The organism is Nocardia sp. NPDC004582 (assembly GCF_053602115.1).
Genome location: NZ_JBSGCY010000051.1, coordinates 27,959 through 41,799, shown reverse-complemented (window position 1 = coordinate 41,799; position 13,841 = coordinate 27,959). Strand labels below are relative to the sequence as shown.

Below are 13,841 nucleotides of genomic sequence, written 5' to 3'. Positions count from 1 at the left end.
CATTCCGAACCCGGAAGCTAAGGCCACCTGCGCCGATGGTACTGCACTCGACAGGGTGTGGGAGAGTAGGACACCGCCGGAACATCATTCGCGAAGGCCCCCAGCAATCTGCTGGGGGCCTTCTGCGTATTCTGATGTCACCCGGGTATATACCCACAGAGAGTTCCCAGCCGAAAACCGGTCCCGGCTGGATGAGAAAGACAATGATCGACAGCATGGTCCTCGCGCCCGCGTCTCCGCGGCCCGTCACCGCCCGCCGCTTCCGGTGGTCGGCCCTCTGGCTGCCCGCCACCTACAGCTACGTGGGTGTGCTGATGGCGGTGGCTGTCGCCCTGACCATGGTGAGCGCGCCCCGCGAGACGCGAATCCTGCTGCATGCCAGCACCAACCTGCACAATCTCACCAATGGCCGTTTCGCGACATTGTTCTCCAGTGCCTTCCTGGTCGGTGAGGGCGCGGCCACGGTCTTCTTCATCGTCCCCATGCTGGCCTGCCTGCTCGCGTTGGCGGAGCGCCGGTTCGGGGCCGTGAAGCTTGTGCACACTTTCTTCGTCGGCCATATCGGCGCGACCGTCCTGGTCGCGCTGGGTCTGTGGGTGGCTGTGCAGTCGCAGCTGATTCCCGGCAGCATCGCCATGGCCCAGGACGTGGGTGTCAGTTATGGCTCGATGACCGTGGTGGGCGCCCTGGTGGCCGTGCTGCCGCCGCATCGCCGGTGGGTGTGGGCGGGCACCTGGCTGTCGTTCGCGCTGGGCGGGGTGGTGCTGTGGCACACCTTCACCAATGTCGGTCACTTCCTGGCGCTGTGCCTGGGGCTGGGGATCGGGCGGTTGACGATTCGCCGGCAGGGTGGGGCGGTACGGCCGTTGAACGTTCCGGAGTACCTGTTGCTGGCGGGCGGGTCGCTGTTCGCCTGCCTGATGCTGCTGGGCTGAGTCCGACGCCGCGGGGTCGAGGCCGCGTCACCGCGGCCGCCGCCCGGTCACTAGACTCGACCGGTGCGCCTTGTGATTGCTCGTTGCCAGGTCGATTACGTTGGCCGTCTGACCGCCCATCTGCCCATGGCTCGTCGTCTGCTGATGATGAAGGCCGACGGCTCGGTGCTGGTCCATTCCGACGGTGGTTCCTACAAGCCGCTCAACTGGATGAGCCCGCCGTGCTGGCTGGAGGAGCGGGAAACCGATTCCGAGACAACCCAACTGTGGGTGGTGTCCAACAAGGCCGGCGAGGAACTGCGCATCACCGTCGAGGACATCGAGCTGGATTCCAAGCACGAGCTGGGCGTGGACCCGGGTCTGGTGAAGGACGGCGTCGAGGCGCACCTGCAGGAGCTGCTGGCCGAGCACATCGAGACCCTGGGTCCCGGTTACACCTTGATCCGCCGTGAGTACATGACGGCCATCGGCCCGGTCGACATCCTGTGCCGCGACGCCGACGGCGCCACGGTGGCGGTGGAGATCAAGCGTCGCGGCGAGATCGACGGCGTGGAGCAGCTCACCCGCTATCTCGAACTGCTCAACCGCGATCCGCTGCTGGCGCCTGTCGCGGGCGTCTTCGCCGCCCAGCAGATCAAGCCGCAAGCCAAGACCCTCGCCGCGGACCGCGGCATCCGCTGCCTCACCCTGGATTACGACGCCCTGCGCGGCACGGACTCCAGCGAATTCCGCCTCTTCTAGGGTTATGCCCCGCCGCAAGCCCCGCCCGAAGGATTCGGCGCGATCCCATCGGGATCCGCGCCCCCTGGGCGATGTCTTCGGTCGCACCGAGCCCGGCCCCGGCACCGACGAATCCTTCATCGTCCGAACGGTTCCCGGCACCCGCGCCACCAAGTCCTACCGCTGCCCCGGCTGCGATCAGGTTATACCGCCCGGCACACCGCATATCGTCGCCTGGGCCGCGTACGAGGGCGAGGACGATCGCCGGCACTGGCACACGGGCTGCTGGAAGGGCCGCAACACTCGAACCATCACCCGCCGCTGGTCCTGAGCCCAAGTAACCAGGGGCCGCGGTTCGGACGTGTGCTCCCTCCGGTATCGCTACTCTCCCATGAACTGAAGAGTGCGTATTTCAGATGGAGTTCGGGATGAGAAGAGTTCGGATTGGATTGGCGCTGACCGCTTTTGCGGCCATCGCCGGTAGCGTTGCGGGAAGTCCCCTCGCCACCGCGGACATTCAGGCGGTGCAGGTGAACGCCAGTGATGCCGATTACGCCGGCTTGAGGCCCTGGACCATCGAGGTGGCTATGACCTGCGACCCGGCCGCCACGCCTATCGCCCCACCAATCTATTTCACGGATAACGGACAGCCGATGGCTGGGAGTCCGTTGGTGGCGGGAAACAGATATCCCGTCGGTGATGGTGTCCCTGCACAGCCCGAGTGCTTCGCGACCGGCGCCAGCCCCCAGTACCCCCAGTATCAGGCGCTGTCGCAGATGTCGTACCTGCCGAAGACCGTCGGCACGCACCATATTGTTGCCACCCAATACAAGCCGGATGGATCGGTCCTGAGCACGAACGCCCAGGACGTGACCGTTGCCGCACTGCCGCACTGCTTCGTCAATGTCGGAAGTGCGCAGCTCCCCAAACCCTGTTTCTGAGTCCTGGTGCGGAACTCTCATGAGGAGTTCGGGTTGAGAAGAAGTCGAATCGGGTTGGCGCTGAGCACATTCGCCGCAGTCACGCTGAGTCTGTCGGGAAATTCGATCGCGGCGGCCGACATTCAGTCGCTTTCGGTGAACGCCACCAGTCGCAGCTATGACGCCGGCATGTTGGCCTGGACGGTCGAAGTGTGGGCCACCTGCGACCCGGCCAGTACGCCGATTGCTCCGCCAATCCATCTGACGGACAACGGGGCACCGATATACGGGAGTCCGGTGGCTGTTGGTACGGGAGTCAGCCAGTGGCCGGGTTGTACCTTTACCTCCGGCACTCGGCATATGGCGATAACCAGGACCGCCTACCTGCCGAGAACCCTTGGCGCGCACCATATCGTCGCGACGCGGTACAAGCCGGACGGATCGGTCCTGAGCACGATGTTGCAGGACGTGAACGTGACCGAGTCACCCTGCGCGGTCATCGGCAGTGTCGCATTCCCCATCTCCTGCATGTCCAGTGGTTCCGGGTCCTGATCACCGATAGGTGCGCATAAGGAAGGCCACCTCCCGTCGGGAGGCGGCCTTGGTACGGAACGGGTTGTCGCCCGGTGTGGTGGATTAGCCGGAGATGTCGGCGTTCTCGCGCTCGTCGACGATCTCGTCGTCGTCCTGCGCCTCGGAGATGGCCTTGCGGCCGCCCTTGGCGAGGGAGCGCTGTTCCGGTGCGCCGTCGAGGAGTTCGCTTTCGCGGTTGACGGCGGCGAGCATGGCCGGGACCGAGTCGAGCTGGCCGCGGATGCCGAGCAGCTGGGCCAGGACGCGGCCGCGCAGGACGCGCATTTCCTCGGCGAGTTCCTTGGCGTGCGCGATCTTTCGATCCGCGGTGTTGGTCGCCGAGGTGATGAGGCGGTTGGCCTCGTCGGTGGCGTCCTTGATGCGCTGGGCGGCCTCGGCGCGGGAGGTGGCCTCGAGCTCCTCCATGGCGCGGGTCAGCTTGGTGCGCCGCTCGGCCATGGTGACCTCGAAGTCCTGCTGCGTCGCCTTGCGCTTGGCGTCGGACTCCTTGGTGAGGCGGTCGGCCTCGGCGTTGGCCGCCTCGACGATCTTGGCGGACTCGGAGCGGGCGTTGGCGAGGGTCTGCTCGAATTCGATTTCGAGAGCTTCGCGCTTCTCCTTGGTCTCGGAGAGGAGCGATTCGTACTTCCCACGCATTTCGGTGGCCTGCTGCTCGGCGATCGAGATCATCTCGGCGGCCTCGGCCTGGGCCTGGGCGCGGACCTCGGAGGCCTCGTCGGAGGCCAGGCGCAGCATGCGGGAGATGCGATCGGACATGCCTTCGGCGGTCGTCGGCGGCACGGACAGCCGGTCGACTTCCTTACGGAGCTCGTCGATCTCGTCCCGGGCATCCTCGAGCTGGGCGGCCAGGTTGCGGGCCTGGGCGGCGGCGGCATCGCGGTCGGTGGCGGTGACCCTTAGCTCGGCATCGAAACGGTCGAAGTAGTTACGCACCTCGTCACGGTCATAACCCTTCCGCACAACGGTAAAGGGCAGCGCGACGAAGCGATTGCGATCGGGCTCAGTGGACGACATGCCCCACAAACTACAGCCTGACCGTCGCGGATGGTGACCCGACCGCGAATGTTGTTACGCCCTCTTTAGGAGGGCGGAACACGGTACTAGTGAGTAGTTTTCGCGGCCGGTTCGACGAGTTCGACCAGCACACCGCCAGCATCCTTGGGATGGATGAAATTGATGCGGGAACCAGCGGTTCCGCCACGCGGCTCTGCGTACAGCAAACGCAAGCCCCGTTCACGCAGTTGCGCGGAAACCGCCTCGACATCGGTGACACGATACGCGAGCTGCTGCAGGCCAGGACCGTTTCGGTCGATGAACTTCGCGATGGTGGACTCCTCGTTGAGCGGAGCCAGCAACTGGAGAGCGACCGAGCCCTCGGGCGTGCCGGGGACCGACAGCATGGCCTCGTGGACGCCCTGCGACTCGTTGATCTCGCGGTGGGTCTCCACCATGCCCAGATTGTCGCGGTACCAGGCGACCGCGGAATCCAGGTCCGGCACGGCGATTCCCACGTGATCGACGGCCACGACGTATTCCGACGGGATGAATTCGGTGTTCTCGGTGTTGCTCACACCAGGAACGGTAGCGCGCACCCGCATACCCCCGCCGAAGTGCATCGAGTTACCGTGGAGTACGGCTCCGATGGTTGGCGGAGCCGTGACGACACACAGTAAGTGAGGCCCCACGTGACGACTACCTCCGTGATCGTGTCCGGCGCGCGCACCCCGGTGGGCCGGCTGCTCGGATCGCTGAAGGACTTCAGCGGCTCCGACCTGGGCGGCATCGCCATCAAGGCGGCGCTGGAGAAGGGCGGGGTCGCTCCCGAACAGGTCGACTACGTGATCATGGGCCAGGTGCTCACCGCCGGCGCGGGCCAGATCCCGGCCCGGCAGGCCGCGGTCGCCGCGGGGATTCCGATGGACGTCCCGGCGCTGACCGTCAACAAGGTGTGCCTGTCCGGCATCAACGCAATCGCCCTGGCGGATCAGCTGATTCGCGCCGGCGAGTACGAGATCGTGGTGGCCGGCGGCCAGGAGTCCATGACCAACGCCCCGCACCTGCTCGAGAAGAGCCGCGAGGGTTACAAGTACGGCGACGTGAACCTGCGCGACAGCATGGCCTACGACGGCCTGTACGACATCTTCACCGACCAGGCCATGGGCGCGCTCACCGAGCAGCGCAACGACACCGACAAGATCAGCCGCGAGGAGCAGGACGCCTTCGCCGCCGCCTCGCACCAGAAGGCCGCCGCGGCCTGGAAGAACGGCCTGTTCGCCGACGAGGTCGCGCCGGTCTCCATCCCGCAGCGCAAGGGCGACCCGATCGTGTTCGCCGAGGACGAGGGCATCCGCGCCGACACCACCGCGGAGTCGCTGGGCAAGCTGCGCCCGGCCTTCCGCAAGGACGGCAGCATCACCGCCGGTTCGGCCTCGCAGATCTCCGACGGCGCGGCCGCCGTGATCGTCATGTCGAAGGCCAAGGCCGAGGCGCTGGGCCTGAGCTGGATCGCCGAGATCGGCGCGGCCGGCGTCGTCGCGGGCCCCGACTCCACCCTGCAGGACCAGCCCGCCAACGCCATCGCGAAAGCCTGTGCCAAGGAAGGCATTTCGCCCGCCGACCTGGACCTGGTCGAGATCAACGAGGCCTTCGCCGCGGTCGGCATCGCGTCCACCCGCACGCTGGGCATCGACCCGGAGAAGGTGAACGTCAACGGCGGCGCCATCTCCATCGGCCACCCGCTGGGCATGTCCGGCGCCCGCATCGTGCTGCACCTGGCCAACGAGCTCAAGCGCCGCGGCGGCGGCGTCGGCGCGGCCGCCCTGTGCGGCGGTGGCGGCCAGGGTGACGCCCTGATCGTCCGCGTGCGGTAGCGACACTCGCGACAGCGCTGGCCCCCGGCTCCGAGATGGAGCCGGGGGCTTTGTCGAACTCGGCACCACTCGATCCCGGGGCGTAGCCCCGTGTGACCAGCTCCACTACGGGGCGTCGTAGCTATTCGGGCAGAATGGGGGGCATGGGTGATGTGTTCGACCTGTCCACGGTCGCTAAGCGCGTGCGGTTCTTCGGCCTGCTGGAAGTTCCCTCCTGGGTGCTGCTGTTCATCGGCTCGGCCCTGAAGCGCGCCGACGCGCTGGGCATCGCCGATCAGCCGATCAAGTGGCCGGTGATGGTGTTCGGCATGTTGCACGGCGTCGTGTTCCTGGCGTACGCGATCAACTGCCTGCTGGCCTCGCGTGAGTTCGAATGGCCGGGCAAGACCACGCTTCTCGCGCTGGCATCCTCGGTGGTGCCGTTCACCTCCGTGCTCTTCGAGCGCTGGGCGATCAAGACGGGTCAGCTGGGTGAACTCAGCGGAGCCGCGGCGCCCGCCGCCGCCGCTTCGTGACAAACTGGATGTCGTGACTCGACCTGCACGCCGTCCTTCCGCCGCCGCAGCCGCCGCCATGTCGGGCGCTGTGGACCTGTCCGCTCTCAAGCAGCCGGCCGCCCCCGCGGGGGAGGTCCCGGGTGACCACGCCGTCACCGAGGCCAATTTCGAGGATCGAGTGCTGCGGCGCTCCACCCAGGTGCCGGTGGTGGTGGCGCTGTACTCGCAGCGCAGCCCCGGCAGCATCGAGCTGGTGAAGCTGCTCGAGCAGCTGGTCGCCCGCGGCACCGGGGACTGGGATCTGGCCACCGTCGAGGCCGAGGCGAACATGCGCATCGCGCAGGCCTTCGGCGTGCAGGGCATCCCGACCGTGGTCGCGGTGGCCGCGGGCCAGCCGCTGGCCGACTTCACCGGCAATCAGCCGGAGGAGCAGGTGACCCAGTGGCTCGCCGCCGTGGTGGACGCCGTGCGCGGCAAGCTCCCCGGCGTCGGCGAGGGTGACGCCGCCGAGCCCGAAGCCCCCGAGGACCCCCGTTTCGTCGCGGCCGAAGAGGCTTTGGAGCGCGGCGAATTCGACGCCGCGATCGCCGCCTACCAGGAGATCCTGAACGCCGAGCCGAACAATGCCGAGGCCAAGGCCGCGCTGCGGCAGGTCCAGTTCATCTCCCGGGTCCAGGATGTCGACCCGGCCGCCGTCGCCAAGGCCGACGCCGACCCGGCCGATCTGGACGCCGCCATCGCCGCCGCGGACGTGGAGATGTTCAACCAGCAGCCCGAAGCCGCCTTCGACCGCCTGATCGCCCAGGTCAAGCGCACCGCCGGCGATGACCGCACGCGCGCCCGCACCCACCTGCTGGAGCTCTTCGAGCTCTTCGACCCCGCCGAGCCGCTGGTCGTGGCCGCCCGCCGCAAGCTGGCCGCCGCCCTGTACTGATTCCGGGATCAGGGAGCTCCCACCGCGGGGATTCGGACAGAATTCCGCGGTGGGAGCTCCCTGATCTGGTTCAGAGCTGGGGGAGTCCGGCGAGCGCCTCGTCGATCCGGGGCTGGGGCAGTTCGAAATCGGGGATATCGCCCGCCAGATAGCGTTCGTAGGCGGTCATGTCGAAGTGGCCGTGCCCGCACAGTGCGGTGAGCAGCACCTTCTCCTCCCCGGACGCGGTGCAGCGGTTGGCTTCCTCGATGACCGCCGCGAGTGCGTGCGAGGGCTCGGGGGCGGGCAGGATGCCTTCGGACTTGGCGAAAGTGACCGCCGCGGCGAAGCATTCGCGCTGCTGCTTGGACACCGCCTCGAACAGCCCGAGCTCGTACATGTGCGACAACAACGGCGACATGCCGTGATAGCGCAGGCCGCCCGCGTGCACCGGATCGGGGATGAAGTCGTGGCCCAGGGTGTGCATCTTCATCAGCGGCGTGAAGCCCGCGGTGTCGCCGAAGTCGTAGGCGTAGATGCCGCGGGTGAACGACGGGCAGGCGGCCGGTTCGACGGCACGGATGACGGGATTCCCTCGGCCCGCGAGCTTTTCGCGTAGGAACGGCAGGAACAGGCCCGCGAAGTTGGAGCCGCCGCCGGTGCAGCCGATGATCACGTCCGGGGCGCGCTCGCCCGCGGCGGCGAACTGCTTCAGCGCCTCCTCCCCGATGACGGTCTGATGCAACAGCACATGGTTGAGCACGCTGCCCAGCGCGTATCGGGTGAGCGGGTCGCTCGCGGCCACCTCCACCGCCTCGCTGATGGCGATGCCCAGACTGCCGGGTGAATCCGGGTGGTCGGCAAGGATTTTCGCGCCCGCCGCGGTGACCGGGGAGGGGCTGGCGTGCACGGTGGCGCCCCAGGTCCGCATGAGGGTGCGCCGGTGCGGCTTCTGGTCGTAGGAGGCGCGGACCATCCACACCTCGCAGTCGATGCCGTACTGCGCGCAGGCGAAGGCCAGTGCGCTGCCCCACTGGCCCGCGCCGGTCTCGGTGGTCAGGCGGCGGGTGCCTTCGGCGGCGTTGTAGAACGCCTGCGGCACAGCGGTGTTCGGCTTGTGTGAGCCCGCGGGGGAGACTCCTTCGTATTTGTAATAGATGCGTGCCGGGGTGCCGAGCGCCTTCTCGAGCCGGCGCGCCCGGAACAGCGGTGTCGGCCGCCAGAGCCGGTACACGTCGATGACCTCGTCCGGGATGTCGAGGTAGCGGTCGGCGCTCACTTCCTGCCGGATCAGCTCCATGGGGAACAGCGGGGCCAGGTCCTCGGGTCCGACGGGTTGCCCGGTGCCGGGATGCAGCGGGGGCGGCGGGGGTGCGGGCAGGTCCGGGATGACGTTGTACCAACGCCGCGGGATCTCGGATTCGTCCAGTGTGATCTTGGTGCGCTCGTCCACGGGGCCCTCCCGGGCTTGATCCGACTGTCCGTTCAGGGTGCGCCCGAACCGGACCTGTTGGTGTGGAATTCGCCGGATTGTTCCTGTACACGGTCGACCGGAAATTAGTAAGCTAGTGCGTATGATAAGCACTTACGAAGAATTGCTGGCCTCGGGAACGGAACTGCTCGCGCTGGACGCTCGCGCGGTGCGCACGAGCATCGATGTGGTGGCCGGGGTGACCCCGGGCGACCTGGACGCGGCCACGCCGTGCGCGGGCTGGACGCTGCGAGATCTGCTGGAGCACATGATCGTTCAGCACCACGGATTCGCGGCGGCGGCCCGCGGCGAGAGTGACCTCGGGCTGTGGAAGCCGCGGCCGCTGAGCGCGGACCCGGTCGGTGAATACCGCGCGGCGGCCGAGCACGTGCTGGCCACCTTCGCCGAGCCGGGCGTGCTGGAACGGCGGTTCCCGCTGCCCGAGGTCCGCGACGGCATCGTCATCCCGGGGACGTTGGCGGTGAGCTTCCACTTCATCGACTACGTGGTGCACGCCTGGGATGTCGCGCGGGCGCTCGGCCGGACCGTGGCCTTCGACGATGACCTGGTCAGCGCGGCGCTGCCGGTGGCCGAGGCGGTCCCGCGCGGGGCGGAGCGGGAACGGCCGGGTGCGTCCTTCGCGCCCGAGGTGGAAGGCCCGGGAACGACGGGGCTCGATCGGATTCTGGCGGTGCTGGGCCGCGCCCCGGGCTGGCCGGAGTAGACCGGTCAGCCGCGCGGGACCGGTGGCGTGGTCGAGAGCCAGATGGCGCTGTGCGGCGGCAGGGTGAGGGCGGCCGAGACCGGTCGGCCGTGCCACGATCGCGGTTCGGCCGGGATCGGCCCGCTGGTGCCCGCGCCGCTGCCGCCGTAGGCGACCGCGTCGGTATTGAGCACCTCGTACCACGAAACCTGTTCGCACTCCGGCAATCCGATGCGATAGCCGCTGAGCTGCCGCCCCGAGAAGTTGTACACGCAGGCGAGGATCGACCCGTCGGTGCCGTACCGCAGGAACGACAGCACATTGTTGTCGCGGTCGTCGGCGTCGATCCAGGCGTAGCCGCCCGGCGAGGTGTCCTGACTCCACAGCGCCGGATTCGCGACATAGAGCCGGTTGAGATCGCCGACCAGGGCCTGGATGCCGCGGTGCAGCGGGTTCTCCAGTTCGTGCCAGTCCAGCCCCCGGTCGTGGTCCCATTCCCGGAACTGGCCGAAGTCCTGGCCCATGAACAGCAGCTGTTTACCGGGGTGCGCCCACAGGTAGGCGAGCAGCGCGCGCACGCCGCCGGCCTTGGCGTAGTCGTCGCCGGGCATGCGGGTCCACAGCGTGCCCTTGCCGTAGACGACCTCGTCGTGGCTGATCGGCAGCAGGTAGTTCTCGCTCCAGGCGTAGGTGAGCGAGAAGGTGACCTCGTTGTGGTGCCAGCTGCGGTGCACCGGATCGCGGGCCAGGTAGCCGAGGGTGTCGTGCATCCAGCCCATGTTCCATTTCATGGTGAAGCCGAGCCCGCCGACCTCGGTGGGGCGGGTGACGCCGGGCCAGGTGGTGGACTCCTCGGCGATGGTCAGCACGCCCGGATGATGCTTGTGCACGGTGGCGTTCATCTCCTGGAGGAAGGCGACGGCCTCCAGGTTCTCGCGGCCGCCGTGGATGTTCGGCTCCCAGTCCGGGCGCGAGTAGTCGAGGTAGAGCATGGAGGCGACGGCGTCCACGCGCAGGCCGTCGAGGTGGAATTCCTCGATCCAGTAGAGCGCGTTGGCGACCAGGAAGTTGCGGACCTCGTGGCGGCCGAAGTTGAAAACGTAGGTGCCCCAGTCGAGTTGCTCGCCGCGGCGCGGGTCGGCGTGCTCGTAGAGGGCGGTGCCGTCGAAGCGGGCCAGCGCCCATTCGTCGCGCGGGAAGTGCGCGGGCACCCAGTCCAGCAGCACGCCGATGCCCTGGCGGTGCAGGTGATCCACCAGGAAACGGAAGTCGTCGGGGGAGCCGAAGCGGGCGGTCGGCGCGAAGTAGGAGGTGACCTGATAGCCCCACGAGCCGCCGAAGGGGTGCTCGGCGACGGGCAGGAGTTCCACGTGGGTGAAGCCCTGGGCGAGCACGTATTCGGCGAGCTGTTCGGCGATCTCGCGATAGCCCAGACCCGGCCGCCAGGATCCGAGGTGCACCTCGTAGATGCTGATCGGCGCGCGCAGCGGGTCGGTGCGGGCGCGCTCCCGCAGCCATTCCCCGTCGCCCCAGCCGAATTCGCTCGCGGTGATCACCGAGGCGGTGGCGGGCGGCACCTCGGTCGCGAAGGCCATGGGGTCGGCGTGATCGGCCACGCGCCCGTCCGCCCCGTGCACCCGGTACTTGTAGAGCGCCCCGGGTCCGATACCGGGCAGGAACAGCTCCCACACGCCCGAATCGCCGAGTCTGCGCATGGGCGCGGTGTTTCCGCTCCAGCCGTCGAAGTCCCCGATCACCGCGACGCCGCGCGCGTTGGGCGCCCACACCGCGAACGCGGTGCCGGTCACCTCGCCGTCGAAGGAGGGGTAGGTCTTGGGATGCGCGCCGAGCACCTCCCACAGCCGTTCGTGGCGGCCCTCGCCGAGCAGGTGCAGGTCGATGTCGCCGAGGGTGGGCAGGAAGCGGTAGCCGTCGGCCTCGACCACGGTGCGCCCGCCCGGATAGGCGGCGACGACGCGGTAGTCCCACAGCTCCGGGAACGGCAGGACGGCCTCGAACACCCCGTGATCCCGGTGTGCCAGTGGATGATCCACGTCGCCGACGCGCGCCGCGACCGTGTCCGCGTGCGGGCGCAGCACCCGGATGACGGTGCCGTCCGGATGCGGGTGGGCCCCCAGCACGGTGTGCGGATCGGGATGCGTGCCCGCCGCCAGCAGCAGGAGGTCACGCCGGTTCATCGGAACGATCTGCGATAGGCGAGCTCGGTGCGCGCGGCGGCCGGGACGGGCGGCAGGGTGAGGATGTGGGCGGCCGCCCGATGCGGGTCCAGGCGCACGTAATTGCTCTGGCCCCAGTGGTATTCCTCGCAGGTGATCTCGTCGGTCACCACCGGCCGGTCGTGCCATTCGCGGCCGATGGCGGGCAGGTCCAGCGACACCATGCCGTGCTCGGTCCCGAACGGGTTCAGATTGACCACGACCAGCACCGCGTCACCGGTGGTCGGATCCAGCTTCGAGAACGCCAGGATGGCGTCGTTGTCCACGTGATGGAAGTGGATGCAGCGCACCTGCCGCAGCGCCGGGTGCGCGCGCCGGATCTCGTTGAGCCGGGTCAGCCACGGTTCCAGGGACTCCCCGCGCGCGGCCGCGGCGGCGAAATGCCGTGGGCGCAGCTGATATTTCTCGGAGTCGAGGTATTCCTCGCTGCCGGGCCGCACCGCCTGGTGCTCGTAGAGCTCGAAGCCGGAGTAGACGCCCCAGGTGGCGCCGAGTGTGGCGGCCAGCACGGCCCGGATCGCGAACATGCCGGGCCCGCCGTACTGCAGGCTCTCGTGCAGGATGTCGGGGGTGTTCACGAACAGGTTGGCGCGCGCCTCGTCGGCCTTGGCGGCGAGTTCGCGCCCGAACTCCTCGAGCTCGTGCTTGTGGGTGCGCCAGGTGAAATACGTGTAGGACTGGGTGAATCCGCGGCGCGCCAGCCCGTACATGCGGGCCGGGCGGGTGAACGCCTCGGACAGGAAGATGATCTCCGGGTGCTTGCGGTGCACCGCGGCGATCAGCCATTCCCAGAAGTCGGCGGGCTTGGTGTGCGGGTTGTCCACCCGGAAGATGGTGACGCCCAGGCCGATCCAGTGCCGGACCACGCCCAGTACCGCGGCGTAGAGCCCGTCGGGGTCGTCGTCGAAGTTGAGCGGGTAGATGTCCTGGTACTTCTTGGGCGGGTTCTCGGCGTAGGCGATGGTGCCGTCGGGCAGGGTGATGAACCATTCCGGGTGCGCGGTCACCCAGGGGTGGTCGGGCGCGCACTGCAACGCCAGGTCGAGGGCCACCTCCAGGCCCAATTCCCGGGCGGCCGTGACGAAGTCGACGAAGTCGGCCTCGGTGCCCAGTCGCGGGTGGATGGCGTCGTGGCCGCCCTCGTCGGAGCCGATGGCCCACGGCGAGCCCACATCCTCGGGGCCCGCGGTGAGGGAATTGTTGGGCCCCTTGCGATTCACCTTCCCGATCGGGTGGATCGGCGGCAGGTACACCACGTCGAAGCCCATGGCGGCGATGCGCGGCAGCTCCTCGGCGGCGGTGGCGAAGGTGCCGTGCACCGGTTTGCCCGCGGCGTCCCAGCCGCCGGTGGAGCGCGGGAAGAATTCGTACCAGGAGCCGTACAGCGCTCGCTGCCGGTCCACCTGCACGGTGTGCAGCGGCCCGTGGGTCACCAACTCCCGCAACGGGGTTGCCCGCAGGATCTCGCCGACCTCGGCGCTGAAAGCGGGCGCCACGCGCGCCGGCAGCTGGGCGTCGCCGCGCAGGGCGGCGGCCGCGGCGCGCAGGATCTGCCACTGCTGCTTGGGCACCGCGAGCGCGGCCTTGTCCAGCAGGCGCGCCCCGAGCTCCAGATCGTTGGCCAGGTCGACGGCGCTCTGCCCGACCGCCAGCTTGGCCTCGACGCCGGAGCGCCAGGTGGCGATGGGATCGCTCCAGCCCTCGATGCGGAAGGTCCAATGGCCGGGGGTGCTCGGGGTGAACACCGCGTTGAACACGTCCGGCTCGTACTCCGGGCTCATGCGAATGCGTTGCGTGCGTGCCGAACCCGGGCCCGTCACCGCGAGGGTGGCCGCCACGGCCTCGTGTCCCTCGCGCCAGACCACCGCCCGGACCGGCACCACCTCGCCGACCACGGCCTTCGACGGCCGGCCGCCGGGGATCGCGGGGGCGGTGTCATCGATGGCGATGCGGCCGGTCACGCCTTCGAACTTACCGGAGC

Annotated in this window: 14 protein-coding genes and 1 rRNA gene; 10 read left to right on the top strand and 5 right to left on the bottom strand. The window is 68.6% G+C overall.

Annotated elements, in window-relative coordinates:
* From rrf to ACWELJ_RS16650, 6 genes are all read left to right on the top strand, one after another.
* Positions 1-82, top strand: a 5S ribosomal RNA gene (rrf, locus tag ACWELJ_RS16675); the annotation flags it as partial.
* 121 nt (positions 83-203) lie between these two features.
* Positions 204-935, top strand: coding sequence for a rhomboid-like protein (locus tag ACWELJ_RS16670; RefSeq protein ID WP_452367015.1), 732 nt, complete (start codon positions 204-206; stop codon positions 933-935).
* A gap of 63 nt (positions 936-998) precedes the next feature.
* Positions 999-1,676 (top strand): endonuclease NucS, encoded by a 678-nt coding sequence (gene nucS / locus ACWELJ_RS16665; protein ID WP_354850151.1) that lies wholly within the window; start codon positions 999-1,001, stop codon positions 1,674-1,676.
* A gap of 4 nt (positions 1,677-1,680) precedes the next feature.
* On the top strand, positions 1,681-1,986 hold the full coding sequence (locus ACWELJ_RS16660) for an ATP/GTP-binding protein (RefSeq protein WP_452367014.1): 306 nt from the start codon (positions 1,681-1,683) through the stop codon (positions 1,984-1,986).
* A gap of 118 nt (positions 1,987-2,104) precedes the next feature.
* Complete coding sequence (locus ACWELJ_RS16655; protein WP_452367013.1) at positions 2,105-2,596, top strand: hypothetical protein; 492 nt, start codon at positions 2,105-2,107, stop codon at positions 2,594-2,596.
* A 33-nt stretch (positions 2,597-2,629) separates the two neighbouring features.
* On the top strand, positions 2,630-3,127 hold the full coding sequence (locus tag ACWELJ_RS16650) for a hypothetical protein (RefSeq protein WP_452367012.1): 498 nt from the start codon (positions 2,630-2,632) through the stop codon (positions 3,125-3,127).
* A gap of 84 nt (positions 3,128-3,211) precedes the next feature.
* Here the strand turns inward: ACWELJ_RS16650 and ACWELJ_RS16645 are convergent, their stop codons facing one another.
* Together ACWELJ_RS16645 and mce are read right to left on the bottom strand one after the other, a co-directional pair.
* On the bottom strand, positions 3,212-4,183 hold the full coding sequence (locus ACWELJ_RS16645) for a coiled-coil domain-containing protein (RefSeq protein ID WP_357289344.1): 972 nt from the start codon (positions 4,181-4,183) through the stop codon (positions 3,212-3,214).
* 86 nt (positions 4,184-4,269) lie between these two features.
* The gene (gene mce, locus ACWELJ_RS16640; protein ID WP_452367011.1) at positions 4,270-4,740 is read right to left on the bottom strand and encodes a methylmalonyl-CoA epimerase; all 471 of its coding nucleotides are present in this window, start codon (positions 4,738-4,740) and stop codon (positions 4,270-4,272) included.
* Between the two features lie 114 nt (positions 4,741-4,854).
* Here mce and ACWELJ_RS16635 point away from each other — a divergent pair, with 114 nt between their 5' ends.
* From ACWELJ_RS16635 to ACWELJ_RS16625, 3 genes are all read left to right on the top strand, one after another.
* A complete protein-coding gene (locus ACWELJ_RS16635; RefSeq protein ID WP_452367010.1) occupies positions 4,855-6,039 on the top strand; it encodes an acetyl-CoA C-acetyltransferase in 1,185 nt (394 codons plus the stop codon).
* A gap of 143 nt (positions 6,040-6,182) precedes the next feature.
* On the top strand, positions 6,183-6,554 hold the full coding sequence (locus ACWELJ_RS16630) for a DUF3817 domain-containing protein (protein WP_452367009.1): 372 nt from the start codon (positions 6,183-6,185) through the stop codon (positions 6,552-6,554).
* A gap of 58 nt (positions 6,555-6,612) precedes the next feature.
* Complete coding sequence (locus ACWELJ_RS16625; protein ID WP_452367016.1) at positions 6,613-7,470, top strand: tetratricopeptide repeat protein; 858 nt, start codon at positions 6,613-6,615, stop codon at positions 7,468-7,470.
* Positions 7,471-7,540: 70 nt separating this feature from the next.
* Here ACWELJ_RS16625 and ACWELJ_RS16620 read toward each other — a convergent pair whose 3' ends face one another.
* Positions 7,541-8,902, bottom strand: a complete 1,362-nt coding sequence (locus tag ACWELJ_RS16620) for a TrpB-like pyridoxal phosphate-dependent enzyme (protein WP_452367008.1) — start codon at positions 8,900-8,902, stop codon at positions 7,541-7,543.
* A gap of 121 nt (positions 8,903-9,023) precedes the next feature.
* Here ACWELJ_RS16620 and ACWELJ_RS16615 point away from each other — a divergent pair, with 121 nt between their 5' ends.
* Entirely contained in the window at positions 9,024-9,644 is a 621-nt protein-coding gene (locus ACWELJ_RS16615; protein WP_452367007.1) for a TIGR03086 family metal-binding protein, read from the top strand.
* Between the two features lie 5 nt (positions 9,645-9,649).
* Here ACWELJ_RS16615 and glgB read toward each other — a convergent pair whose 3' ends face one another.
* Both glgB and ACWELJ_RS16605 read right to left on the bottom strand, forming a co-directional pair.
* Complete coding sequence (gene glgB / locus ACWELJ_RS16610) at positions 9,650-11,821, bottom strand: 1,4-alpha-glucan branching protein GlgB (protein WP_452367006.1); 2,172 nt, start codon at positions 11,819-11,821, stop codon at positions 9,650-9,652.
* Positions 11,818-13,821 carry a maltotransferase domain-containing protein gene (locus ACWELJ_RS16605; RefSeq protein WP_452367005.1) on the bottom strand — a complete coding sequence of 668 codons (2,004 nt, stop codon included), beginning with the start codon at positions 13,819-13,821 and terminating at the stop codon, positions 11,818-11,820. Before ACWELJ_RS16605 ends, glgB begins: the two co-directional genes overlap by 4 nt.
* Positions 13,822-13,841 lie beyond the last annotated feature (20 nt).

Coding starts and splice junctions, on each gene's coding strand:
- ACWELJ_RS16670 (WP_452367015.1), top strand. CDS start 204: ATGATCGACAGCATGGTCCTCGCGCCCGCGTCTCCGCGGCCCGTCACC.
- ACWELJ_RS16660 (WP_452367014.1), top strand. CDS start 1,681: ATGCCCCGCCGCAAGCCCCGCCCGAAGGATTCGGCGCGATCCCATCGG.
- ACWELJ_RS16645 (WP_357289344.1), bottom strand. CDS start 4,183: ATGTCGTCCACTGAGCCCGATCGCAATCGCTTCGTCGCGCTGCCCTTT.
- ACWELJ_RS16630 (WP_452367009.1), top strand. CDS start 6,183: ATGGGTGATGTGTTCGACCTGTCCACGGTCGCTAAGCGCGTGCGGTTC.
- ACWELJ_RS16625 (WP_452367016.1), top strand. CDS start 6,613: ATGTCGGGCGCTGTGGACCTGTCCGCTCTCAAGCAGCCGGCCGCCCCC.
- ACWELJ_RS16615 (WP_452367007.1), top strand. CDS start 9,024: ATGATAAGCACTTACGAAGAATTGCTGGCCTCGGGAACGGAACTGCTC.
- glgB (WP_452367006.1), bottom strand. CDS start 11,821: ATGAACCGGCGTGACCTCCTGCTGCTGGCGGCGGGCACGCATCCCGAT.